The 23700-nt window shown below is 72.7% G+C and carries 20 protein-coding genes, 1 tRNA gene and 1 pseudogene; 16 read left to right on the forward strand and 6 right to left on the reverse strand.

Features of this window, described 5'->3' with window-relative positions; genetic code table 11:
• Nucleotides 1-17 precede the first annotated feature (17 nt).
• Nucleotides 18-713 carry a TetR/AcrR family transcriptional regulator gene (locus ACFYZR_RS04845; RefSeq protein WP_391905055.1) on the reverse strand — a complete coding sequence of 232 codons (696 nt, stop codon included), beginning with the start codon at nt 711-713 and terminating at the stop codon, nt 18-20.
• A gap of 96 nt (nt 714-809) precedes the next feature.
• On the opposite strand from ACFYZR_RS04845, the gene ACFYZR_RS04850 reads away from it, so the two are divergent.
• Entirely contained in the window at nt 810-2270 is a 1461-nt protein-coding gene (locus tag ACFYZR_RS04850) for an MFS transporter (RefSeq protein ID WP_391905058.1), read from the forward strand.
• A gap of 93 nt (nt 2271-2363) precedes the next feature.
• Entirely contained in the window at nt 2364-2795 is a 432-nt protein-coding gene (locus tag ACFYZR_RS04855) for a VOC family protein (protein WP_391905061.1), read from the forward strand.
• A gap of 13 nt (nt 2796-2808) precedes the next feature.
• Here the strand turns inward: ACFYZR_RS04855 and ACFYZR_RS04860 are convergent, their stop codons facing one another.
• Nucleotides 2809-3975, reverse strand: a complete 1167-nt coding sequence (locus ACFYZR_RS04860; RefSeq protein WP_391905064.1) for a winged helix DNA-binding domain-containing protein — start codon at nt 3973-3975, stop codon at nt 2809-2811.
• Nucleotides 3976-4070: 95 nt separating this feature from the next.
• On the opposite strand from ACFYZR_RS04860, the gene ACFYZR_RS04865 reads away from it, so the two are divergent.
• Entirely contained in the window at nt 4071-4592 is a 522-nt protein-coding gene (locus ACFYZR_RS04865; protein WP_391905067.1) for a GNAT family N-acetyltransferase, read from the forward strand.
• Here the strand turns inward: ACFYZR_RS04865 and ACFYZR_RS04870 are convergent.
• A tRNA-Arg gene (locus tag ACFYZR_RS04870) sits at nt 4558-4630 on the reverse strand. The genes ACFYZR_RS04865 and ACFYZR_RS04870 overlap by 35 nt on opposite strands.
• A gap of 229 nt (nt 4631-4859) precedes the next feature.
• Between ACFYZR_RS04870 and ACFYZR_RS04875 the strand changes: the two genes are divergently transcribed.
• The 5 genes and pseudogenes from ACFYZR_RS04875 (at nt 4860) to ACFYZR_RS04895 (ending at nt 11504) form a co-directional block, all read left to right on the forward strand.
• Nucleotides 4860-6452 carry a serine/threonine-protein kinase gene (locus ACFYZR_RS04875; protein WP_391905069.1) on the forward strand — a complete coding sequence of 531 codons (1593 nt, stop codon included), beginning with the start codon at nt 4860-4862 and terminating at the stop codon, nt 6450-6452.
• Between the two features lie 297 nt (nt 6453-6749).
• Nucleotides 6750-7169 (forward strand): annotated as a pseudogene (locus ACFYZR_RS04880) (protein kinase); the annotation flags it as partial.
• 73 nt (nt 7170-7242) lie between these two features.
• Nucleotides 7243-7932: a hypothetical protein gene (locus ACFYZR_RS04885; RefSeq protein WP_391906067.1), complete on the forward strand. Its 690-nt coding sequence runs from the start codon at nt 7243-7245 to the stop codon at nt 7930-7932.
• A gap of 71 nt (nt 7933-8003) precedes the next feature.
• On the forward strand, nt 8004-9671 hold the full coding sequence (locus ACFYZR_RS04890; protein ID WP_391905072.1) for a succinic semialdehyde dehydrogenase: 1668 nt from the start codon (nt 8004-8006) through the stop codon (nt 9669-9671).
• Between the two features lie 12 nt (nt 9672-9683).
• Nucleotides 9684-11504 carry a GMC family oxidoreductase N-terminal domain-containing protein gene (locus tag ACFYZR_RS04895; RefSeq protein WP_391905075.1) on the forward strand — a complete coding sequence of 607 codons (1821 nt, stop codon included), beginning with the start codon at nt 9684-9686 and terminating at the stop codon, nt 11502-11504.
• A gap of 602 nt (nt 11505-12106) precedes the next feature.
• Here ACFYZR_RS04895 and ACFYZR_RS04900 read toward each other — a convergent pair.
• Nucleotides 12107-12430, reverse strand: a complete 324-nt coding sequence (locus ACFYZR_RS04900; RefSeq protein WP_391905077.1) for a chorismate mutase — start codon at nt 12428-12430, stop codon at nt 12107-12109.
• Nucleotides 12431-12755: 325 nt separating this feature from the next.
• Here ACFYZR_RS04900 and guaA point away from each other — a divergent pair, with 325 nt between their 5' ends.
• The 5 genes from guaA to ACFYZR_RS04925 all read left to right on the forward strand — a co-directional run bounded on the left by guaA (nt 12756) and on the right by ACFYZR_RS04925 (nt 17930).
• Complete coding sequence (gene guaA, locus ACFYZR_RS04905; RefSeq protein WP_391905081.1) at nt 12756-14360, forward strand: glutamine-hydrolyzing GMP synthase; 1605 nt, start codon at nt 12756-12758, stop codon at nt 14358-14360.
• A 139-nt stretch (nt 14361-14499) separates the two neighbouring features.
• Entirely contained in the window at nt 14500-15054 is a 555-nt protein-coding gene (locus ACFYZR_RS04910) for a carboxymuconolactone decarboxylase family protein (RefSeq protein ID WP_391905084.1), read from the forward strand.
• Nucleotides 15055-15233: 179 nt separating this feature from the next.
• A complete protein-coding gene (locus tag ACFYZR_RS04915) occupies nt 15234-16040 on the forward strand; it encodes a class II aldolase/adducin family protein (protein WP_391905087.1) in 807 nt (268 codons plus the stop codon).
• Between the two features lie 147 nt (nt 16041-16187).
• Complete coding sequence (locus tag ACFYZR_RS04920; RefSeq protein WP_391905090.1) at nt 16188-17213, forward strand: Ig-like domain-containing protein; 1026 nt, start codon at nt 16188-16190, stop codon at nt 17211-17213.
• Nucleotides 17214-17384: 171 nt separating this feature from the next.
• Complete coding sequence (locus ACFYZR_RS04925; protein WP_391905091.1) at nt 17385-17930, forward strand: DoxX family protein; 546 nt, start codon at nt 17385-17387, stop codon at nt 17928-17930.
• Here ACFYZR_RS04925 and ACFYZR_RS04930 read toward each other — a convergent pair.
• On the reverse strand, nt 17893-18129 hold the full coding sequence (locus tag ACFYZR_RS04930) for a hypothetical protein (RefSeq protein WP_391905093.1): 237 nt from the start codon (nt 18127-18129) through the stop codon (nt 17893-17895). The two genes, ACFYZR_RS04925 and ACFYZR_RS04930, sit on opposite strands and share 38 nt — an antisense overlap.
• Nucleotides 18116-19597 carry a PspC domain-containing protein gene (locus ACFYZR_RS04935; RefSeq protein ID WP_391905096.1) on the reverse strand — a complete coding sequence of 494 codons (1482 nt, stop codon included), beginning with the start codon at nt 19595-19597 and terminating at the stop codon, nt 18116-18118. The genes ACFYZR_RS04930 and ACFYZR_RS04935 overlap by 14 nt, the downstream gene beginning before the upstream one ends.
• Before the next feature lie 211 nt (nt 19598-19808).
• Here ACFYZR_RS04935 and ACFYZR_RS04940 point away from each other — a divergent pair, with 211 nt between their 5' ends.
• From ACFYZR_RS04940 to ACFYZR_RS04950, 3 genes are all read left to right on the forward strand, one after another.
• Nucleotides 19809-21476, forward strand: coding sequence for a serine/threonine-protein kinase (locus tag ACFYZR_RS04940; RefSeq protein WP_391906014.1), 1668 nt, complete (start codon nt 19809-19811; stop codon nt 21474-21476).
• Between the two features lie 173 nt (nt 21477-21649).
• Nucleotides 21650-22924: a PspC domain-containing protein gene (locus ACFYZR_RS04945; protein ID WP_391905099.1), complete on the forward strand. Its 1275-nt coding sequence runs from the start codon at nt 21650-21652 to the stop codon at nt 22922-22924.
• Nucleotides 22888-23616 carry a LuxR C-terminal-related transcriptional regulator gene (locus ACFYZR_RS04950; protein ID WP_391905102.1) on the forward strand — a complete coding sequence of 243 codons (729 nt, stop codon included), beginning with the start codon at nt 22888-22890 and terminating at the stop codon, nt 23614-23616. Before ACFYZR_RS04945 ends, ACFYZR_RS04950 begins: the two co-directional genes overlap by 37 nt.
• The last annotated feature ends 84 nt before the right edge of the window (nt 23617-23700 follow it).

Genomic DNA, 23700 nt, shown 5'->3' on the forward strand with positions numbered 1-23700 from the left:
TATGAGGGCTCGTGACTCTATGAGGGCTCCGCGTCCGCGTCGAGGACGTGCGAGCCCTCATAGGCGTGGGCGAGCCGGGAGAAGCCCAGGTCCAGGGCCTCGGTGGCGGCGGCACGCACCCGCTCGACGGGCTCGTCCGCCACGAGGGCGGTGTGCAGGACGTCGTAGGCCCGTTCCCCGGCGGCGACGGCCAGCGCGGCGAAGAGCTCCAGCTCGGCCCGGCTGGCCCGCGGCGCCCGTGCCGTCAGCGCCTCGGTGAGCAGCCGCTGCCGCTCCCGGCCCATCGGCAGATAGCCGCTCATCAGCGCGGGGCTGCCGCGCAGTACCCGGGCGAAGATCCGCCCGGTCTCCAGCCGGTCCGGGTCGAGGACCAGCTCGATGCCGTGGGCGTAGAACTCCCGCAGGCCCGCCATGAGCTCGGCGCCCGTCCGGGCCGGGGCCACCGATTCCGGCAGGCCCTCCCGGAACTCTTCGCGGCGGCTGAAGAAGATGTCCTCCTTCGACGCGAAGTGCGTGAAGACCGTCGCCGGCGCCACATCGGCCTCCGCCGCGATCCGCGTGAGCGTCGCCGCCTCGAAGCCCTGCTCGGCGAAGAGCCGGAAGGCCGCGTCGGAGATGGCCCGGCGGGTCCGCTCCCGCTTGCGGCCGCGCATCCCCGTGGCGGGCGATGCGCCGGTGGAGGGGCTGCCGGCGCTGGTCGTGGCCTTTGTCATGGAGCCAAGAATAACCGCCGGACAAGCAGAAGTAGAGGTGCTATATTTTTGTAGTCGCTCTAGTTTCGATGCTCTCGATGGAGTGGGATCGCACGCATGCACACCGCCGCCGCCCCCCAGCGGACGGAGGACGGCCCGACGGCCGCCCCCGCCCCCCGCTCCGCCGCCGCGATCCTGGCCATCGCCTGCGTGGCCCAGTTCATGGTCATCCTCGATGTGTCGATCGTTAACGTGGCGCTGCCGTCCATGGGGGCCGAGCTCCACCTCGACGGCGCGGGCCAGCAGTGGATCGTCAACGCCTACACCCTCGGTTTCGCCGGGCTGCTGCTCCTCGGCGGCCGGCTCGCCGACCTCGTCGGCACCAAGAAGGCCTTCCTGACCGGCGTGGCCGCCTTCACCGGCGCCTCCCTCGCCGGCGGCTTCGCCACCGACGGCGGCCTGCTGATCGCCGCCCGCGCGGTGCAGGGCGTCGGCGGCGCCGTCCTCGCGCCCGCCACCCTCACCCTGATCATGACGACCTTCACCGAGCCCGCCGCCCGCACCCGGGCCATGGGCGCCTGGAGCGCCGTCATGGCCGCCGGCGGCGCCGTGGGCGCCGTGATCGGCGGCATCCTCACCGAGTACGCGGGCTGGCGCTGGGTACTGTTCGTCAACGTGCCCATAGGCATCGCCCTGCTGGCCGCCGCCCTCGTGTACGTCCCGGCCGCCGCCTCCGGCGGGGGCGGGCTGCGCCGCCTGGACCTGCCCGGCGCGGTGACCGTGACCGCCGGGCTCACCGCCCTCGTCTACGGCATCGTCGCCAGCGAGACCCACGCCTGGGGCTCGCCGCAGGTGTGGGGGCCGCTCGTGGCCGCCGCCGTCCTGCTGGCCGCCTTCGTCGCCGTCGAGGCCCGCGTCGCCCATCCGCTCGTACCGCTGCGGGTGCTGCGCCGCCGGACCGTCGCGACGGCGAACCCGGTCGTCGTCGTCATCGGCGCGGCCATGTTCTCGATGTGGTTCGTGCTCTCCCTCTACTTCCAGCGCGTCCTCCACTACAGCCCGGTCCGCGCGGGCATGTGCTTCGTGCCCGGCTCCCTCGCGATCATCCTGGGCGCCCGAATAGCCACCCGCTTCATCGGCCGCACCGGGCCGCGCCCGCTGCTCGTCGGCGGCATGGCCCTCAGCACGGTCGGCTTCCTCTGGCTCTCGCGCGTCGACGCGGGCGGCGGCTACACCACCGACGTCCTGGTGCCGTTCGTGCTGGCCACCCTCGGTACGGGCCTCGCCACCATGCCCGCCACGGTGGCCGCGACCGCCGGGGCCGACCGCGCGGAGGCCGGGCTCGCCTCGGGGCTCGTCAACACCTCCCGGCAGGTCGGCGGAGCCGTCGGCCTCGCCGTCGTCGGCACCGTCGCCGCGCACGTCACCGCGGACCGCCTCGCCTCCGGCGCGCACGACGTCGCCTCCGCGCTGGCCGCCGGCTACGGAAGGGGGCTGCTGCTCGCCGCCGCGTTCACCGCGTGCGCGGCGCTCGGCGGCCTCGCCCTGCCGGGCCGCCCGGCCCGGCAGACCTCCTGACCACCTCGTCCCACCGACCTCGTCCCACCGACCTCGTCCCACCGACCTCGTCCCATCGGCGTCGTCCCACCGGTATTGGAACAAGGAGCAGTCATGGCAAGCGAGTTGAACCACATCATCGTCCACGTCAAGGACCGCCGGCAGACCGCGGCCTTCGTCGCCGAGCTCATGGCCGGCGAAGCCCCCCTCGACTGGGGTCACTTCACCCAGATCACCAGCTCCAACGGCGTCGGCATCGACTTCTGCGACGACCTGGTGGCGCCGGACGACCTCAACACCAGCCACCTCGCCTTCCTCGTCACCGACGCGGAGTTCGACGCGATCCACGGCCGGATCACCGAGCGCGGGCTGTCCTACTACCCCGACCCGCTGATGAGGGCCGAGACCGCGGGCACGATCAACCACGAGTACGGCGGCCGGGGCCTCTACCTCCGCGACCCGGGCGGCACGGTCGCGCTGGAGTTCATGACCACGCCGTACGGGGACGAGCCGACCAAGCGTCCGACACGCCGGTCGGAGGTCTGAGGGCCCGGCGGGATCACCGCACGAGCTCCCGCTCCAGCGGCGTACGGAACCGGGGCGTGACGCGTACGTCCCCCAGCCACGCGGCCAGCCGCCCGGCCTCGGCCCCGACGGCGGCGGCCGCGTCACGTCCCGTGTCCGTCAGGGCCCGCCAGACGATCTCGCCGTCCGCCCGCTGGGCCCAGCCGCCGACGATCCGGCCGTTCCACCACACCGTGGGCCCGATGTTCCCCGCACGGTCGAAGAGGAAGGGGACGTGCTCCGGGTCCAGATACCAGTCGCGCTCCCGCCAGCCCATGGCCGTCGGGTCGAGCCCGGGCAGCAGCGCCGCCCAGTCACCGGTGGGCTCGACGTGCTCGAGATCGTCCGGCAGCGCCACCCCCGGCCCCTGGGCGAGCCGCACACCCACGGCCCCCACGTCCGCCAGCGCCGCCCGCACATCGCGCAGCGACCAGCCCGTCCACCACTTCAGATCCGCCTCGGCCGACGGCCCGTACGAGGCGAGCCACCGCCGCACCAGCTCCGCCCGGGCCTCGCGTTCGGACAGCTCGGGGATACGGGGCGCCGGCGCCCACGCGTAGAGGCTGCTCGTCCACGACCCGCGCGGCCGGGACCGCCGCACATGCCCGTCCGACGCCAGCAGCCGCAGCACCCGGCTGCCCACGCTCTGCCGCGACTCGTACGGCTTCCCCGGAGACGTCGTGATCTTCTCCTGGAGCGCGGGCACGTCCTTGGCCAGTTCGGCCGTCGTCGCCTCCCCGCGCGCGGCGAGCGCCTCCAGCACCGCCTTCTCGGCCCCCGCGAGCCGCCGCTCGTCCCACGCCTCCCCGAGCGCCTTCAGCAGCCCGGCCCGCTCGCGCCGGGCGATGCCGCGCGCGGTGGAGAACTCCACGCAGGGCGCCACCTCGGTGCTCACGGCGAAGATCGTGCGCCGCATCGACAACAGCTTGATCAGCGTCACGTCGTCGTACAGCCCCCGCTCCACCTCGGCCGGATCCGGCTCGGTGAGTCGCGCGCAGGCGGACAGATACACGGTCGCCGCGTCGCTGGCGTGCAGCCCGACGAGCGCGTCCGCCACCTCCTCGACGGTGGCCGCCCGGTGCGCGGGCGCCAGAAGATGCCGGCCGCCGAGCCGGGCACGTCGCGCGTCGTCGCTGATACGGGGGAGGGCGCTGCTGCTCATGGGGGTGACGGTAGAGGGGAAATAGGACAGCATCCGTCCTAGACCGCGGGAAATAGAGCTGCGCGAACGCCCGTAGGGCTGAGACGGTGCGCCGTATGACCGACACGACCGCTATGACCGACACGACCACTGTGATCATCCGCCGCGCCGAGCCGGCCGACGCGGCCGGAGCCGCCGAGGTGTGGCTGCGCTCGTACGACGCCGCCCTCCCGGCCGTCCGCCGCGCCCACACGGACGACGAGGTACGGGCGTGGTTCCGCCATGTGGTCGTGCCCGAGCGCGAGACATGGGTGGCGGAGGGGGAGGCCGGGGCGATCGTGGGCGTGCTGGTCCTCCAGGAAGACCACCTCGACCAGCTCTACCTGGCCCCGGAACGCCGGGGCCAGGGCCTGGGCGACCGCTTCGTCGCGCTGGCCAAGCAGCGCCGCCCCGAGGGCCTGGAGCTATGGACCTTCCAGGTCAACGCCCCGGCCCACCGCTTCTACGAACGCCACGGCTTCACGGCGGCGGAGCGCACGGACGGCAGCGGAAACGAAGAACGGGAGCCGGACATTCGTTATGTCTGGCTCCCGTCTGAGAGAGTGCGCTCGGCAGGATTCGAACCTGCAACCTCTTGATCCGTAGTCAAGTGCTCTATCCGTTAAGCTACGAGCGCTCGGCGTCCCGGTCGGCGTTTCCGCTGGCCGGTCGGCGTTGCGGGAACAACTGTACATGAATGTTGAGGGTGCTTTTCCCGGCGTGCGCGGGGCAGGCGGGCGAACGTCGCAAATGGGACGTAACCCCCACTCGGGGGGCGTGACGCCGAGCGGGCGGGGGGCGTGCCAGGGGGTGAAGCGTCCGGTACGGGCCCGGTCGGGCGGGTGGGTGTGGGGCAATATGGGCTCATGGGCACCTTCGCTGCACACGGCGGTCTCATCGCCGGGCGGTACCGGCTGGGCCGGAAGATCGGGCGCGGCGGTATGGGCACTGTATGGCGTGCCACGGACGAGTTGTTGGCGCGCGAGGTCGCGGTCAAAGAACTGCACGTGGACGAGCAGCCGTCCGAGCGGGAGACCCGGGCGCAGTACGGGCGGATGCTGCGCGAGGCGCGCGCCGTCGCGTTGATCAGGCATCCGAACGTGATCGTGATGCACGACATCGTCGAGCAGGACGGCCGGCCCTGGATCGTCATGGAGCTGATCGACGGCCGTTCCCTGTCGGGCCTGTTGTCGGCGGAGGGGCCGGTCGGCGTCCAGGAGGCGGCGCGGATCGGGATCGCGCTGCTGGGCGCGTTGCGCGCGGCGCACGCGCGGGGCGTGCTGCACCGGGACATCAAGCCGCCCAACGTCCTGCTGGAGGAGGCCACCGGCCGCGTCGTGCTCACCGACTTCGGCATCGCCCAGGTCTCGGGCGTCACGACGATCACGGAGACGGGCGCGTTCGTCGGCTCGCCCGAATACACCGCGCCGGAGCGGATGTCGGGCGGGCGCGCGGGTCCGGAGTCCGATCTGTGGTCGCTGGGAGTCCTGTTGTGCACCGCGCTCAGTGGTGAGTCGCCGTTCCACCGGGACTCGCTGGGCGGCATCCTCCACGCCGTCGTCTACGACGAGATCCGGCCGCCCGTCGCGGCCGGCCCGCTGCTGCCGGTCGTCCGCGGCCTGCTGGAGCGGGACCCGGCGCGGCGGATGGGCGCGGACGAGGCGGAGGCGCTGCTGAGGGCGTTCCTGGAGGCCGGCCGGCTGCCCCCGGACCGGCTGCCCACGCGGCCCGCCCTCCCGCTCGTGCCCAGTGCCCCGGCGCTGTCCGGGAACCACGCCCGTACGGCCCTGACGGTGGCGCTCACCGTGGTCGCGCTGGCCGGCATGGGCGCCGGGGCGGTGGCGCTGCTGATGAACGAGGAGGGCGCGAAGAGGGGGCTCGCGGACGGGAAACCGCCCTTCTCCGCGCCCTTGACGCCCGGCGCCTCGGCGGCTTCCGCGTCGCCGTCCACGCCACCGCCACCACCCGCCAGTGCCTCCGTCACCGCGCCCGCCGGCTATCGCTCCGTCCAGGACCCGGCGGGCTTCGCTTTCGCCGTGCCCGACGGGTTCACCCGTTCCCTGGAGCCGCCGCGGATCTTCTACTACTCGCCCGGCAAGGACTTCCGCATCGGTTTCCTCATCCAGGACGCCCAGGAGGGCGGCCCGATCACGGTCATGCGCGCCTCCGCCGCCCTCGCCCCCGACCGCTACCCCGGCTACCGGGACGGCACGGTCGAACGGACCGAACTGCGCGGTCACCGGGCGGCGTCCTGGGAGTTCACCTGGGACGGCTTCGACGAGAAGGAGGGCAAGGCCCCGGCCGGCCCCCGGCACACCTACGACCTCGCCTGGGACGAGGGGGAGAAGATGTACGACGTGTGGGTGTCCTCCCCGGTGGGCAGGGCGGACGAGGGCAAGCGGTACTTCGACACGGCGCTGTCCACTTTTGTTCGGACCAGGCCGGTTTCATCCCCCTGACACCGGGTCCGCGAGATGCGTCGGGCGCGGGACCCTTGGTAAGAGATGTCCATGACGATCAACGGGGGACGGGCCGAGGCGCCCACCAGCTACAACCTTCAGCCGCCGGAGGGGCCTCGGCCGTCCGGTTCGGCGGCCGCCGAACCGGACCCGGCTGCCGAACCGGACCCGGCTGCCGCACGGGCCGCAGCGGACACCCACATGGCCACGCAGCCTTCCGCGCGGCCCTCCGGTCCGGACCCGGCCCGGCTGCTGGGCGGCCGCTACCGCCTCCTCTCCCGCCTCGGGCACGGCGGTATGGGCACGGTCTGGAAGGCCCACGACGAGGTCGTCGGCCGCGACGTCGCGGTCAAGGAGCCGCGCGTGCCCGACCACCTGCCGGAGCACCAGCGGGAGCAGATGCACCAGCGCATGCGGCGCGAGGCCCGGGCCGCGGCCCGGATCGACCATCCGTCCGTGGTCACCGTCCACGACGTGGTCGTCGAGGACGGGCGCCCCTGGATCGTGATGGAGCTCGTGCGCGGCCGGTCGCTGGGCGACCGGCTCGACGAGGGCACGCTCGACCCGCGCGAGGCCGCCCGCGTGGGCCTGTCCGTCCTCGGCGCGCTGACCGCGGCGCACGCGGCCGGAGTGCTGCACCGGGACGTCAAGCCGGACAACGTCCTGATCGGCGCGCACGACCGGGTCGTCCTGACGGACTTCGGCATCGCGCAGATCGAGGGCGAGCGGCGCCTGACGGAGACGGGCGCGCTCATCGGCTCACCGGAGTACGTCGCCGGCCCGGACGTCCATGGGCACGGCGCCGGCCGGTACGGCACCGGTCGCCGCGGTCACCGGCAGCAAGTGGGTGCCGCCGGTCCTTCAGGGCAACCGCAAGGCCTGGTACGGGCTGGGCGGCGGCGTGGTGGCCGCTGCGGTGGCGCTCACGCTGGTGATCGTGGACCCCTTCGCCAAGGAAACGATTCCTCAGGGCTGGGAGGTCCGTCCGGAGGCCGAGATCGTCAAGTCGTCGGTGGCGCTGCCGAAGGACTACGTCAGGACGGGCTTCCCCGACAAGGGGTACGTCCAGTTCGACGATCCCAGCGGCGTCTTCACGCTCTTCGTGACCCACAAGGCGAAGGGATCCGCGTCCACGCAGTCCTCCGACAGTGTTCAGGTCGGCACCATGGAGGAGGAGACGAAGAAGCTCACCGACTACTTCAAGGACACCAGCAACTCCCAGACCTACGACCTCAAGTTCACCACTGGTAATCCCGGTTCTCACGACGGTCTGGAGGCGCGGGAGATCACGGTCGACTACAGCCCCAAGAGCGACGGGAAGGGCATCCGGCAGCTCCGCCGCATCCAGGTCGTGATCGACAAGGACGCCTCCGCCTTGTGGAAGTTCGAGGTCTGGATGCCCGCCGCCGGCGACGGGCGCAAGAACGGCGACCGGCTTTTCGAGCAGGCGAACAAGTACTGGCAGATCAAGGGGAAGTGAGCCGCCGCGGCCCGCACCGTTCCATTACCGACGGGTACCCAAAGCGTTCCGCCCGGCATACGCTCACCCGCATGACGGACACGCAGGACACTGGAACAGTCGCCGATGGCAAGCCGGTCGTCGATGGCGGCGCCGTCCCCGACGGCGACCGCGTCCCCGACGGCAATCCCGTCGCCCCGGCGGGCCCCCGCGTCGCGGCCGACGTCGTCACCCCGGAGCTCGTCGCCCGGCTCACGCGCGCGGTGGTGAGCTCCGGCGGCCGCACGGTGAGCCACGCCCCCTTCACCGGGTGGAAGCTGGCCGACCTGCCGCAGTCCTCGCCCGAGGACGTGGCGGAGGCCTTCGCCCGCGCCCGCGAGGCGCGGCGCGCCTGGGCGGAGACGCCCGTACGGCGCCGGGCGGCCGTACTGCTGCGCTTCCATGACCTCGTGCTCGCCCGCCAGTCCGAGATACTGGACCTCGTCCAGCTGGAAACGGGCAAGGCCCGGCTGCACGCCCATGAGGAGGTGCAGGCCGTCGCCGTCGCCGCCCGGCACTACGGCCGGTGGGCCCCCGTCCATCTACGGCCCAAGGCGCACCTGGGCGTCCTCCCCACCCTCACCCGCGTCACCGAACTGCGCGTGCCGCGCGGCGTGGTGGGCCAGATAGCGCCCTGGAACTACCCCTTCGAGCTGTCTGTCGGGGACGCCATGCCCGCCTTCGCCGCGGGCAACGCCGTGGTGATGAAGCCCGACACCCAGACCGCGCTGACCGCCCTGTGGGCCCGCGAGCTGCTGATAGAGGCCGGGCTTCCGGAAGACGTGTGGCAGGTGGTGCTCGGCGAGGGCCCGGTCGTCGGCCCCGCCGTGGTCGCCCACGCCGACTACGTCTCCTTCACCGGCTCCACCCGCACCGGCCGAGAGGTCGCCCAGGGCGCGGCGGCCCGGCTCATCGGCTGCTCGCTCGAACTGGGCGGCAAGAACGCCATGCTGGTGCTGCGCGACGCGGATGTCGAGAAGGCGGCGGCGGGCGCGGTCCGCGGTTGCTTCTCCTCCGCCGGCCAGCTGTGCGTCTCCATCGAGCGGCTGTATGTCCACTCCTCCGTCGCAAACCTCTTCTTGGAGCGATTCGCCGCGCGCACGAAGGCCCTGCGCCTGGGCACCGGCCTCGCCTACGGCGCCGACATGGGGTCGCTGGTGTCGCGGCGGCAGCTGGAGAACGTCAGCCGGCACGTGGACGAGGCGGTGGCCAAGGGCGCCACGGTCCTCGCGGGCGGCCGCCCCCGGCCGGACATAGGGCCGCTGTTCTACGAACCGACCATCCTGGACGGAGTGGAACCGCCCATGGCGGTCTGCACCGAGGAGACGTTCGGCCCGGTGGTCTCGGTCTACCGCTTCGACGACGAGGGCGAGGCGGTGCGGCTCGCCAACGCCACCCCGTACGGCCTCAACGCGAGCGTGTGGACGGCGGACGGGCGCCGGGGCCGGGCGGTCGCGGCCCGGCTGCGGGCCGGCACGGTCAACGTCAACGAGGCGTACGCGGCGGCCTACGGCAGCGCCCGGGCGCCGATGGGCGGCATGGGCGACTCCGGCCTGGGCCGGCGGCACGGCGCGGAGGGCATCCTCAAGTACACGGAGGCGCAGACGATAGCCCAGCAGCGACTGGTGCCGATGGGACCCGCGTTCGGCCTGGACGACGAGGCGTACGCACGGCTGATGACGGGCGGGCTGCGCGCCCTGAAGGCGCTCCGGCTGCGCTGAGGGGGGATGGCGATGACATCGGCAGAACACGAGGCACCGCGGGAAGAGCCGCAGGAAGCGCCGTACGACTACGACTACGACGTCGTCGTGGTCGGATCCGGCTTCGGTGGTTCCGTCTCCGCCCTCCGCCTGACGGAGAAGGGCTACCGCGTGGGCGTGCTGGAGGCGGGCCGCCGCTTCACCCGCGATGCCCTGCCCAGGAACTCCTGGGACCTGCGGAACTACCTCTGGGCCCCGGCCCTCGGCCTCTACGGCGTCCAGCGCGTCCACCTGCTCGGCAACGTCATGGTGCTGGCGGGCGCCGGCGTCGGCGGCGGCTCGCTCAACTACGCCAACACCCTCTACATACCGCCGAAGGCGTTCTTCGACGACCCGCAGTGGGCCGGGATCACCGACTGGGAGCGGGAGCTGCGCCCGTACTACGAGCAGGCCCGGCGGATGCTGGGGGTGCGGGTCAACCCGACCACCACCCCGTCCGACGTCCATCTCAAGGCCGCCGCCGAGAAGATGGGCGTGGGGGACACCTTCCACATGGCGCCGGTCGGGGTGTTCTTCGGGGACGGGCGGGACGGCGACGGCGAGCGCCGCGCCCGGCCCGGCGAGGAGGTGCCCGACCCCTACTTCGGGGGCGCCGGGCCGGACCGGCGGGCCTGCGTCGAGTGCGGCGAGTGCATGACGGGCTGCCGGCACGGGGCGAAGAACACCCTCTGCGAGAACTACCTCCACCTCGCCGAGCGCGCCGGAGCGGTGATCCACCCGATGACGACGGTGCTGGCCGTCACCGAGCACCGCGACGGCGGGTACCGCGTCGTCACCGTCCCCACGGACCGGCGGAACGGGCGCCGCCGGGCGCGCCCGCGGACGCTGCGCGCCCGGTACGTGGTGCTCGCCGCCGGCACGTACGGCACGCAGACGCTGCTGCACACGATGCGGGACAAGGGCCTGCTGCCCGGGATCTCCCCGCGGCTCGGCATGCTGACCAGGACGAACTCCGAAGCGGTGGTCGGCTCCCAGACCACCGACCGCCGCTATCGCGAACGCCACGGCGAGCGGCCCGACTTCACCCGGGGCGTCGCGATCACCTCGTCGGTCCACCCGGACGCGGACACCCACATCGAGCCCGTCCGCTACGGCAAGGGCTCCAACGCGATGGGCTTCCTGTCCGTCCTCCAGGTGCCGGTCGGGACGAAGGCGCCCCGGGCGGTGGCCTTCGCGGGACGGTGCGTCCGCCACCCCGTTCTGCTGCTGCGGTCGCTGTCCAACCGCCGCTGGTCCGAGCGCACGATCATCGGCCTGGTGATGCAGTCGCTGGACAACTCCCTCACCACGTACCGGCGGCCGAGGGGCCCGGGCAAGGGCCTGCTCACGGCCCGGCAGGGCCACGGCGAGCCCAACCCCGTACAGATCCCGCAGGCGGCACGGGCGGCGTCCCTCGTCGCGGAGGAGATCAACGGCTTCCCGGGCAGCAACGTCGGCGAGCTCATCGGCACACCGCTCACCGCGCACTTCATCGGCGGCTGCCCGATCGGCGCCGACGCCTCCCGGGGCGTGATCGACCCGTACCACCGGCTCCACGGCCACCCGGGCATCTCGGTCGTCGACGGCGCGGCCGTCTCCGCCAACCTCGGCGTCAACCCGGCCCTGACGATCACGGCACAGGCCGAGCGCGCGATGTCCTTCTGGCCGAACAAGGGGGAGGCCGACCCCCGCCCCGCCCAGGGACGGGCGTACGAGCGCACGGCCGCCGTGGAGCCCCGGCACCCGGCCGTGCCCAAGGACGCCTTCGCGGCGCTGCGCCTGCCGGTGCCGAGGGTGCCGCGCCGGGCGGAGTAGCGCGAGCACGGCGAAGGGCCCCGGGCCGCCTCCGCGGGGGCGTGCGGACGGCCACGGGGCCCTTGACTGCCGGCACCGAGGTCAGGGCAGGGTCGGTGCCGCGGAGCGGCGCCGGGGGGAGCGCCGCGGGCTGGGGGATGTCGAACCTGTTGGTCGAACCGGATGGTTGAACCAATGGCGGTGGGAATGGCGATGGGACGCAAGGGAATTGGTGCGGACTTGGGGTTCCCCTTGGCATCGTGGAGGATGCGCCTCCCGGGCGCAACCGTTTCGACCGGATACGGTCGGTTCCAGGCGTCCCCGGAACCGACCGTCCCTTGGGCGGCGGCCGGGCTGCTGTCCCCTGCTGACCGGTCGCCTTGCCACCGGAGGGGGGTCCCACGACACGCGTGCTCGCGCGTCTCCCACTCCGGTGGATCCGCCCTGCCGATGCCGGGCGCCCGGGCGGACAAGGACGGAAGCCACGCGTGGATCTCAAGAGGACCGCTCCTGGCTGGCGCGGTCACCGGTATTAACGAAGATGATCAGCCGCCGGTCACGGCGCCGTACGGGTGACGGGCCCGGTTCGCACGGCTGACGGCCCCGGCCCGGCTTTCCGCTCCTCAGACCCGGCCCCGGCACAGCTCCAGCAGGGTCATGGCCAGCGCGGTGCCCGGCCGGCCGAGCTGCTCGCGGTAGTGGCCGAGGATCTCCATCTCGCGGGAGAGGTTGACGCGCCGGCCGCCGGAGGAGATGCGCTCGCGCTGGATCACCGCCGAGACGGCCATCCGCTCCTGTACGAGGCCGATGATGCGGCCGTCGAGATCGTCGATCCGCTGTCGTGCGTCGGTGATCACTCCGGCGGCCTCGGGGGTACGGGCGCCGGTGTCGGCGGGGACCGTAGCGGCGGCGGTGGTGGCGATGGCGCCGTGGGCGTTCATGGTCATGTCGGATTCTCCAAAAGGGCCGGGGCCCCCGGAGGCGGACAGGTCCGGGAAAACGACAGGCGCCCCGGGCCTTGTCGGCCCGGGGCGCCTGGGAAGTCGCTTGTCAGTTGCTCAAGCAGCACGACCATGGCAGCCGGACGGGCCGGGTGCCATAGGTAAAGACGAAGGTCAGGTGCTTGCGCATGGCGCCCAGTATGGCCCGGGAACGGCCCCATGGCCAACGCGGCCCGGGCCGGTTTTCGGATGGTGAGACAAAAGGAACCCCCCGCTCCCCGGTAGAATCGACAAATACAGACCCCCTCCCGACCGCCGGAAGGCCGCTCCCGTGTCAGCAGCACCCCCCGCCGCCGTCCACGACAACACCGCGGAACCGGTGCTCGTTGTCGACTTCGGCGCGCAGTACGCCCAGCTCATCGCCCGCCGCGTCCGCGAGGCCCGGGTCTACAGCGAGATCGTCCCCAGCACGATGCCCGTCGCGGAGATGCTCGCCAAGAAGCCCCGGGCGATCATCCTCTCCGGTGGCCCCTCCTCCGTGTACGAGGAAGGCGCCCCGCGCCTGGACGACGCCCTGGCCCTCTTCACGGCCGGCATCCCCGTCTTCGGCATGTGCTACGGCTTCCAGCTGATGGCCGTGACTCTGGGCGGCACCGTCGACAACACGGGCGCCCGTGAGTACGGCCGCACCGAGCTGCACGTCAGCAAGGCCGGCTCCACCCTCTTCGAGGGCACCCCCGTCGAGCAGTCCGTGTGGATGTCGCACGGCGACGCCTGCTCGGCCGCGCCCGAGGGCTTCGCCGTCACCGCCTCCACGGACCTGGTGCCGGTCGCCGCCTTCGAGAACGACGAGAAGAAGCTCTACGGCGTGCAGTACCACCCCGAGGTGATGCACTCCACGCACGGCCAGCTGGTCCTGGAGCACTTCCTCTACCGCGGCGCGGGCATCGAGCCGACCTGGACCACGGGCAACGTGATCGACGAGCAGGTCGAGGCGATCCGCGCCCAGGTCGGTACCAAGCGCGCGATCTGCGGTCTGTCCGGCGGCGTGGACTCCGCCGTGGCCGCCGCCCTGGTGCAGAAGGCCATCGGCTCCCAGCTGACCTGCGTCTACGTCGACCACGGCCTGATGCGCAAGGGCGAGACCGAGCAGGTCGAGAAGGACTTCGTGGCCGCCACGGGCGTCCAGCTGAAGGTCGTCGACGCGCAGGAGCGATTCCTCGGCGCGCTCGCCGGCGTCTCCGACCCGGAGACCAAGCGGAAGATCATCGGCCGGGAGTTCATCCGCGTCTTCGAGCAGGCGCAGGCCGAGATCGTCGCCGAGGGCGCGGCCGACGGCGAGGACGTCGCGTTCCTCGTCCAGGGCACGCTCTACCCGGACATCGTCGAGTCCGGCGGCGGCACCGGCACCGCCAACATCAAGTCCCACCACAACGTGGGCGGCCTCCCCGAGGACCTGGAGTTCGAGCTCGTCGAGCCGCTCCGCCAGCTCTTCAAGGACGAGGTCCGCATGGTCGGCCAGGAGCTCGGCCTGCCCGCGGAGATCGTCCAGCGCCAGCCCTTCCCGGGCCCGGGCCTCGGCATCCGCATCGTCGGCGAGGTCACCCAGGAGCGCCTGGACCTGCTGCGCGAGGCCGACGCCATCGCCCGCGAGGAGCTCACCGCCGCCGGCCTCGACGCCGAGATCTGGCAGTGCCCGGTCGTGCTGCTCGCCGACGTCCGCAGCGTGGGCGTGCAGGGCGACGGCCGTACGTACGGCCACCCGATCGTGCTGCGCCCGGTCTCGTCCGAGGACGCCATGACGGCGGACTGGACGCGCATGCCGTACGACGTGCTGGCGCGGATCTCCACCCGCATCACGAACGAGGTGCGCGACGTCAACCGCGTGGTGCTGGACGTGACCAGCAAGCCGCCGGGGACGATCGAGTGGGAGTAAATCCCACGCGATGACAAACGGCCGTGCCGCCCCTCCTTGTGTGGAGTGGGCGGCACGGCCGTTTCTCTGTCTATGCGGCGTGCTTCCGGTGCGGAATGCTGATGGATCTGATGGATCCACGCTAGTGAGAGGAGATGTTGTGCCGCACATAGACGTGGGGAACGACGCGCCCGGAATCATCGGCCTGATGCGTTTCCGCCCGGAGACCGCCGACCCGCTGAACGACCTGGCGGACGCATTGCTCCGCGCCCCCGGCCCGCTCTCCCGGGGCGAGCGCGAACTGATCGCCTCCTATGTCTCGCACGGCAACGGCTGCACCTTCTGCACCGGCGGCCACTCCGAGGTCGCCGCCCGCGAACTCGAAGGCGGCATGCCGGCCGTCCGCCGCGTCCTGGACGACCACGACTTCTCCGGTTTCCCGGAGAAGATCGGCGCTCTGCTCACCATCGCCGGTCTGGTCCGGCGGGGCGGCAAGGAGGTCACCGAGGAGGCCGTCGCGGCCGCCCGCAAGGCGGGCGCCACGGATGTGGAGATCCACGACACGGTGCTGATCGCGGCGGCGTTCTGCATGTACAACCGCTACGTGGACGGCCTGGCCGCCTCCATGCCGGCGGACCCGGCGTCGTTCGGGCGGATGGCGGACGTGGTCATCGCGAACGGCTACGCGAAGGGGCCGGGAGCGCGGCGCGCTTGATCCGGTCGCACGTCGGTGCCGTCGCTCATTCGTTTGGGTGGCGGCAGCGGCATTTCGACCTCACCGCGATCAACCGTCGTCGCCCCGCGCGTAGGGAGACAGAGCCTCGCCCCTGGCCTCCTCCGAAACCCGGCGGTAGCTTCCCTGCCACAGTCACGGATCACGGAGGAGGCCGCCCCATGCCCGAGACCGGCGCCAGCGCACCGCCCCCCACCCCCATCCCCACCGACCAGCTCCACTTCGCCATGCCCCCCAAGCACGACTCCGTCGAAGACGAACGGCGCCACCGCAAGGAACGGCTGGCCGCCGCGCTCCGTCTCTTCGGGCGGTTCGGGTTCGAGGAGGGGGTCGCGGGGCACATCACCGCGCGGGACCCGGAGTTCACCGATCACTTCTGGGTCAATCCGTTCGGCATGTCCTTCAAGCACATCACCGTCAGCGATCTGATCCTGGTGAACCACAAGGGGCAGGTCGTCCAGGGCCGCCACCATGTCAACCAGGCCGCCTTCGCGATCCACTCGCAGATTCACCGGGCCCGGCCCGACGTCGTCGCCGCCGCGCACAGCCACTCCACCTACGGACGCGCGATGTCGACCCTGGGGGAGCTGCTGGAGCCGATCACCCAGGACGTCTGCGCGTTCTACCAGGACCACGCGCTCTTCGACGACTACACGGGCGTCGTGGTGGACGAGGAGGAGGGGCGGCGCATCGCCTCCGCCCTCGGGTCGCACAAGGCGGTGATCCTCCGCAATCACGGACTGCTGACCGTGGGCGACTCGGTGGACGCGGCCGCGTGGTGGTTCATCACGATGGAACGGTCCTGCCAGGTGCAGCTGGCGGCGAAGGCCGCCGGGAAGCCCGTGCTCATCGACCCGAAGAGCGCCGAGCACACCCGTGATCAGCTGGGCAACGACCTGGTGGCGTGGATCAACTACCAGCCGCTGTATCAGCAGATCACCCGCAGTGAGCCGGAGCTGCTGGACTGAGGCGCCGGCCGGTGGCCACCCCCGCCGTTCGGCGGGGGTGGCTCGTTCTTTTGGGCGTCTTTGCAGTTCTTTTACCTTGTTTATGATGGTCGGAAGCCGAGGCGGCCCCGCCTCGGCTCTGTCGTGCCACGAACCGGTAGGAGAACCATGCGCCTCACCCGTGCCGTCGGGCTGTCCGCCGCCCTCGCCCTGACCGGGCTGGCCGTCACGGCGTGCGGCGGTGGCGCCGAGGCTGAGGAGCGGCCCGCGAAGTCCTCCGCGCCGGCCTCGCCCGCCGCCACCCCCTCGGCCCCCGCCCCCGTCACGGAGAAGCCCGCCCCGGAGGCCGCGCTGCTCAAGGGCGCCGCCAGGGTCGTACGGCCCGAGATCGCCCCGGCCAACGGTGAGAAGGTCGGCGTGGGCCAGCCCATCGCGATCGTCTTCAAGCAGCAGAAGGTCGCCAAGGAGCTGCGCGCCGGCATCGAGGGACGGCTGAAGGTCTCCACCTCCCCGCAGGTCCCCGGCGCCTGGCACTGGAACGAGTCCAAGGGCGACACGCGCGTCCACTTCCGCCCCGAGAAGTACTGGCCCGCCGGTACCAAGGTCACCCTCGACGCGCGGCTCGCGGGCGTGAAGCTCGCCGAGGGCACCGCGGCCGACCGAGACCGGACGATCTCCTTCACCATCGGCGACTCGATGGTCAACACCGTGGACCTCAAGACCCACAAGCTGACCGTCGTCCGCAACGGCAAGACCCTGCGCACCATCTCGGTCAGCGGTGGCGACGAGTCGAAGGGCTTCGGCACCCGCGAGGGCGTCAAGACCATCCTCGCCAAGGAGGGCCGCGTCGTCATGGACTCGCTCTCCATCGGTATCCCGCGCAACCACCCCGACGGCTTCTACGGCTCGTACGACTACAGCATGCGCGAGACGATCAGCGGCGAGTACGTCCACGCGGCACCCGACAACGCCGAGTCCTTCGGCAAGGAGAACGTCAGCCACGGCTGTATCGGCATGTCCACCGCCGACGCCAAGTGGCTGTACGAGCTGACCCTCAAGGGCGACGTCGTCCAGGTCACCGGCAGCACCAAGCCCAAGCCCATGGACCACTTCGGCAACGGCTACGGCGACTGGAACCTGACCTGGGAGCAGTGGCTGGAGGGCAGCGCACTGGGCGTCCGCTCCGGAGCCTGACGCATACCTCCACCACGCCGTTCCCATAACGCGCAAGCCCTGTGGACAACCCCGCCGGTCCCCGGCCGGAGTTGTCCACAGGGCTGAACGCGTTACGCGTTCCGTACGTATGGTCGGAGTACGACGGGCGGGGGACGGCGAGCGAAGGCGAGGGCGGCGATGGCCGACGGCATGTCACACAAGGCGGGCCCCTCATACAGGGCGCGAGGGGACTCGGGGCGCTACGCGCTGCTCCCGCTGCGCCTCTTCCTCGGGATCACCTTCGTCTACGCGGGCCTCGACAAGCTCACCGACTCCGCCTTTCTGGCGAGCGACGGCGGGCAGGGCTCCATCGGTGCCCTGATGGAGTCGGTGCGCGGCACGGCCGCGCTCCCGGGGCTGGTGGATCTCGCGTTGAAGAGCCCCGTCGGCTTCGGCTACGCGATCGCGCTGGGCGAGCTCGCGGTGGGCCTGGGCACCCTCCTCGGGCTCTTCGCGCGGATCGCGGCGGCGGGTGGCGCCCTGATATCGCTGAGCCTCTGGCTGACCGTCAGCTGGGCGGCCACGCCCTACTACTACGGCAATGACCTCGTCTATCTGATGGCCTGGCTGCCGCTGATACTCGCGGGCGCGCCCCTGCTCTCGGCGGACGCGGCGCTGGCCGGCCGGTGGAGGGGGCGTGCCCGGGGAGGGGTGCCGTTCAGCCGAGTCGCTCCGGCTGCCCGTCGCGGTCGGTGAGGCGCGCCCGGCGGCGGCGAGCGGCGAAGGAGAGGGAGGAGACCAGGCCCGCCAGGCAGAATCCGCCCGCCAGGACGGGCAGCAGCAGATAGGAGGGGATGCGCCAGCGGCCGTCGGCCGCCGCCAGATAGGCCAGGCCGCCGCCCAGTAGCACCAGGCCGATGACCAGCCTTCCCGGTTCGAAGTCATGCCGTGCCACGGATCACCTCCACCTGGCCGATGCCGGCCTTGAGTTCGAGGCGCAGGGTGCCGTGCGAGGGGTGCCCGGCGCCGGGGGACAGGGTGGTCCGGCGGTGTCCGCCGGGCTGGATGTCGACGTCCTGGGGGCCTTCGCCCGGGAGCTGGATGTCGCCGACGCCGACGTGGATGCTGAGCTCCGCCGTGACGTCCTGCGGCAGGACGACCTGGAGCTTGCCCGCCCCGACCGCCGCGGTCACGCCGGACGGCGCCGCTCCGCCGGTCTTGGACCAGGGCACGCCGGTCAGGTCGAGCACGCCGACGCCGGTGCCGAGTTCATAGTGCTCACGGATCTCGGCCTGGCTCGCCGGGCGCCAGGTCGTGCGGGACCAGTCGGCGGTCACGGACTTCGGCAGCGCGGCGGCGCCGGCCAGCAGGGCGCCGGTGAGCACGGCCGCGACGACCGTGCCGCCGCCCGTGCGGCCGTACCGGGAGCTGATCGCGATGCCCAGGCCGAAGACGACCAGGGCGGCGGCCAGCCCGAACTCCAGGGAGGTGGTCAACGGGCGGTGATGCCAGGTCAGTCCGGTGCCGAGGCCGAAGGCGGCCAGGGCCAGCAGGAACGTCCAGCCGCCCAGCCATGGGCCCTGGCCCGCCCCTGCCCCGGACCGGGCCCCGAGGTCGACCCCGAGCCCGGCCCCGGACGCCGGTCCGGTGGCGCGTTCGGCGGCACGCTCGGAGGCCGGGGCCGGGTGGGCGCCATGGCCCGGGCCGGTCGCCGACGGGCCGGTGCCGGTGACCGTTCCGGCCCACCCGTGCGCCCACTTGGCGACGCGGTCCCGGATCGGGACCGCGGTGTCCTGGACGTCCTCGTCCGGGCCCCAGAGATAGCCCGTGCCGGGGGCGCCCGGGGCGGAGTCCCGGACGGAGTCGCGCCACCAGGAGGGGGCGCCCGGTGCCGGGGGGGCCTGGGTCTCCGGCGGGGCCTCCATGGCCTTGTGCGGTTTGTGCGCCTTGTGGGGTCGTGCCGCCCCGGCCGCCGTGCCCTCCGCCCCTTCGGCGTCCTCCGGCCCGGCCTCGGCCAGCCGACGGTGCTGCGACCAGTACGCGGCACCGCTCAGGGTGACGATCAGCATCAGGGCGAAGGACATCACACCGCTGTTGTTGAGCATGGAGAGAAAGAGGCCGGAGCCCACCAGCGCGCACAGCACGGCGGTCAGCGCCGCGCCCTCGACACGCCCGGAGAGCATCCGGCGCGCCTCGTTCTCCTCCTCGCCCTCCAGGGGGATCAGCAGCCAGGCGAAGCCGTAGACGATCAGGCCCAGGCCGCCGGTGACGCCCAGCACGCCGAGCGCCACCCGGAAGATGACGGGATCCATGTCGAAGCAGCGCCCGAGCCCACCGCAGACCCCGGCGATCAGCTTGTGATCACGGCTGCGCCGCAGCGGCGGTGTGGCGGCGGGCTCGGGGGTGGGTGGCGCGTCGGTCATAGGGACATGGTGTCAACCGGAATGTATGTACGGCACCCGTGCCGACCCTGGACGTTCCCTGAGATCACCCCTGAGATGGATCCGGTTATGGTGGCGCATCGAACGTACGACGGGGGACGGAGGGGGTCGCGCGGTGCACGGTGCAGCGCCTGAGGCGGGTCGGCTGGTCGCCGGCCGGTACCGCCTGGCCGAGCGGATAGGCCGGGGCGGCATGGGCACCGTCTGGCGCGCCGAGGACGAGCTGCTGGCCCGTCAGGTCGCGGTGAAGCGGTTGCACGTCAACCCCGGCCTGGAGGAGGACGAGCTCGCCACCCTCTACGAGCGCACCCGGCGCGAGGCGCGCAGCGCGGCCCGGATCGCCCACCCCAATGTGGTCGTCGTCCACGACGTGGTCGAGGACGGCGGCCTGCCCTGCATCGTGATGGAGTACGTGCCGTCCACGACGCTCGGCGACGTCCTCAAGCGCGGCCCGGTCCGCCCCGAGGACGCCGCCCGCATCGGGCGCGGCATGACCGCCGCGCTGCGCGCCGCGCACGCGGCCGGGGTGCTGCACCGCGACGTGAAGCCCGGCAACGTCCTTCTCGGGCACGACGGGCGGGTCGTCCTCACCGACTTCGGCATCGCCCAGTCCACCGGCACCTCCACCCTCACCAAGACCGGCGAGATGGTCGGCTCGATCGACTACATCGCCCCCGAGCGCGTCAAGGGCGCCAAGCCGGGACCGGCCTCCGATCTGTGGGCGCTCGGCGCCACGCTCTATCAGGCCCTGGAGGGACGGCCGCCGTTCCGGCGGGACACCGCCGTCGAGACGGCGTACGCCATCGCCATGGACCCGCTGGTGCCGCCGCGGCACGCGGGGCCGCTGACCAAGCTGATCGAGACGCTGCTGGCCAAGGACCCGGCCCTGCGGCCCCCGGCCGAGCTGGTCGAGCAGATCCTCCGGGAGCCGGCGGCCGAGGCCGCCACGGCCGCCCATCCGACGCCCCGCCCGGGCCCGCCCGGCCCGGAGGCGGCCGCCGAGCGGCAGACCGGCGCGGAAGCCGCCCCCGCACCGGCTCCTGCTCCCGCCCCCGCGCCCCGGCCGGACGCCACGGCGACCGCGCCGACGGCCGCCCCGACGGCCGCCCCGCCCGTCCCGGCGACCGTGCCGATGGCCACCGCACCCACCGGCGGGCCCACCCTCGGTCCCGCCGCCCGGCCCTCGTCCACCCCGGCCGCCCCCGCCAAGCCCCGCCGCCGGGCGGCCCGCTGGTGGTGGGCGGTCGCCGCGACCGTCGTCGCGGGCGCCCTCGCGGTCTGCGCGTACGTCCTCACCCGGGACGGCGGCGAGGACACCCCGGCCGAGCGGCCCGACACCGCCCCGACCCCGGCCCCGGCCCGCAGCGCCACCCCGGCGCCGGAGCCGCCGCCGACCTACCCGCCCGTCCCCCAGGGCTACCACCTGGTCGAGGAGAAGCGGCTGGGCGTCTCCTTCCCCGTCCCCAACGGCTGGACCCGGCAGGAGAAGTCCTCCCGCGAGGTCGACTACATCGATCCGACCGGGCTCGTCGGTCTCAAGATCAACGTCCTGGACTTCGCGGGTCGCGACCACGTCCAGCACTGGAAGGACGTCGAGCAGCAGCTCAAGGCCTCCTCGGAGATCCGGAACTACCGCCGGGGCCGGCTCCAGGAGACGACCTTCCGCGGTGAACCGGCGGCCATATGGGAGTTCACCTGGTCCGGCCGGGCCCGGGACTTCCAGGCGGTCGACCTGGGCTTCGGCCGCGAGGGCGGCGCCGAGTACGCCATCTACCTGTCCGCGCCGAAGGCCGACTGGGAGCGCCACCGGCCCGTGTTCGACGTGGCCCGCGAGGGCTTCCGCACGGGGGAGCGGCCCTGACCGGAGCCCGGCCGGTCCGGGGCGGGCCTGACTTCCCGGGCCCTGACTTCCCGGGCCCTGACTTCCCGGGCCTGGCTTCCCGGGCCTGACCCCACGTCACCTCCGGTATTCCCCGGGTCCCGTCAGGGTCGACCCTGATGCCCGCGCCGGGCCGCCCATGTGACGATCAGTGCATGACCACCGCTCCGCACCCCGACGGCCCGCCCCTGCGCAGGCTCTACCGCAGCGACGAAGGGCGGATGCTCGGCGGCGTGGCGCGCGGGCTCGCCGGGCATCTGGGCGTGCCGGTGGCCTGGGTACGGCTGGTGTTCGTCGCGCTGATGATGGCCCAGGGAATGGGCGCGCTGCTCTACGCGGTGTTCTGGTTCGTCGTGCCGCTCGGCGTCGGCGGTGTCGAGGCGCCGCGCCGGCCGTTCACGGAGGTCTCCGTCTCCGCCGACGGGCACCGCAGGCTGCTCGCCCGCAAGCCCGACCGGGGGCAGGCCGCCGCCCTCGTCGCGCTCGTCGTCAGCGCCTTCGTCTTCCTCGACCGCCTCAAGCTCGGCCGCGCCAACGCCTACCTCGTGCCCCTCGTGCTGATCGGCGCGGGCGTCGCCCTCGTCTGGCGCCAGGCCGACAACGCCCGCCGCGCCCACTGGGTGGAGGTCGGCCGCCGCAAGCGCGTCCTGCCCCTCGCGCGGGCGGGCGCGGGCGTGGTGCTGGTCGGCGTCGGCGCCACCGGCGTCGTCGTCCTCCAGGGCTCCGTCGAGCACCTGGGGACGGTCCTCCAGGCGTCGCTCGCCATGGTGGTCGGCATCGCGCTGCTGGCAGGGCCCTCGGTCGTCCGGATGGCCCAGGACCTCTCCGCCGAGCGGACCATGCGCATCCGGGCGCAGGAGCGCGCCGAGGTCGCCGCCCACGTCCACGACTCCGTCCTCCACACGCTCACCCTCATCCAGCGCAACGCCGAGGACGCCCGCGAGGTCGCCCGGCTCGCCCGCGCCCAGGAGCGCGAGCTGCGCAACTGGCTCTACGACCCCGAGGGCCGCGGCAAGGAGGAGGCCGAGGAGCCCAGCACCCTCGGCGAAGCCGTCCGGGACACCGCCGCCCGCGTCGAGGACCACCACGGGGTGCCCATCGAGGTCGTCGTGGTCGGCGACTGCCCCCTCGACGACCGGCTCGACGCCCAGCTCCAGGCGGCCCGTGAGGCCATGGTGAACGCGGCCAAGTACGGTGGCGAGGGCGGAGCCGTGCAGGTGTACGCGGAGGTCGAGGGGCGTACGGTCTTCATCTCGGTGCGCGACCGCGGCCCCGGTTTCGACCTGGACGCGGTACCGGAGGACCGGATGGGCGTCCGGGAGTCGATCATCGGCCGGATGCAGCGCAACGGCGGCACCGCACGCGTGCGACCCGCGCCCGGCGGGGGGACGGAATGGGAGCTGGAGATGGAGAGGGCGGAGAACGCATGACGACCGAGCAGACGGCAGGGGAGCCGGCGGAGCGCCATGTCCGGGTCGTGCTGGTCGACGACCACCGGATGTTCCGGACGGGCGTACAGGCCGAGATCGGGGCCACCGACCGTACGGGCGTCGAGGTCGTCGGCGAGGCCGCCGACGTCGACCAGGCGGTCACGGTGATCACCGCGACCCGCCCCGAGGTGGTGCTGCTGGACGTCCATCTGCCCGGCGGCGGCGGGGTCGAGGTGCTGCGCCGCTGCGCCGCGCTGATGGGCGGCCAGGAGAGCCCGGTCCGCTTCCTCGCCCTGTCCGTCTCCGACGCCGCCGAGGACGTCATCGGCGTCATCCGGGGCGGCGCCCGCGGCTACGTCACCAAGACGATCACCGGCGGTGATCTGGTCGACGCCATCTTCCGGATCAAGGACGGCGACGCGGTCTTCTCGCCCCGCCTGGCCGGCTTCGTCCTCGACGCCTTCGCCTCCACGGACGCCCCGCCCGTCGACGAGGACCTCGACCGGCTGACCCAGCGCGAGCGCGAGGTGCTGCGGCTGATCGCGCGCGGCTACGCCTACAAGGAGATCGCCAAGCAGCTCTTCATCTCCGTGAAGACCGTGGAATCGCATGTCTCGGCGGTGCTGCGCAAGCTCCAGCTCTCCAACCGGCACGAGCTGACACGCTGGGCGACGGCGCGTCGCCTGGTGTGACCCCCGCCCGTCGGGCGGCCGTCGGCGGAACCTCCCGGAGCTCCTCGCCATCTAGTCACAGGCGACGAACAGCACCGGAAACGA

This window comes from Streptomyces sp. NPDC001678, from assembly GCF_042892945.1.
Classification (GTDB): Bacteria; Actinomycetota; Actinomycetes; order Streptomycetales; family Streptomycetaceae; genus Streptomyces.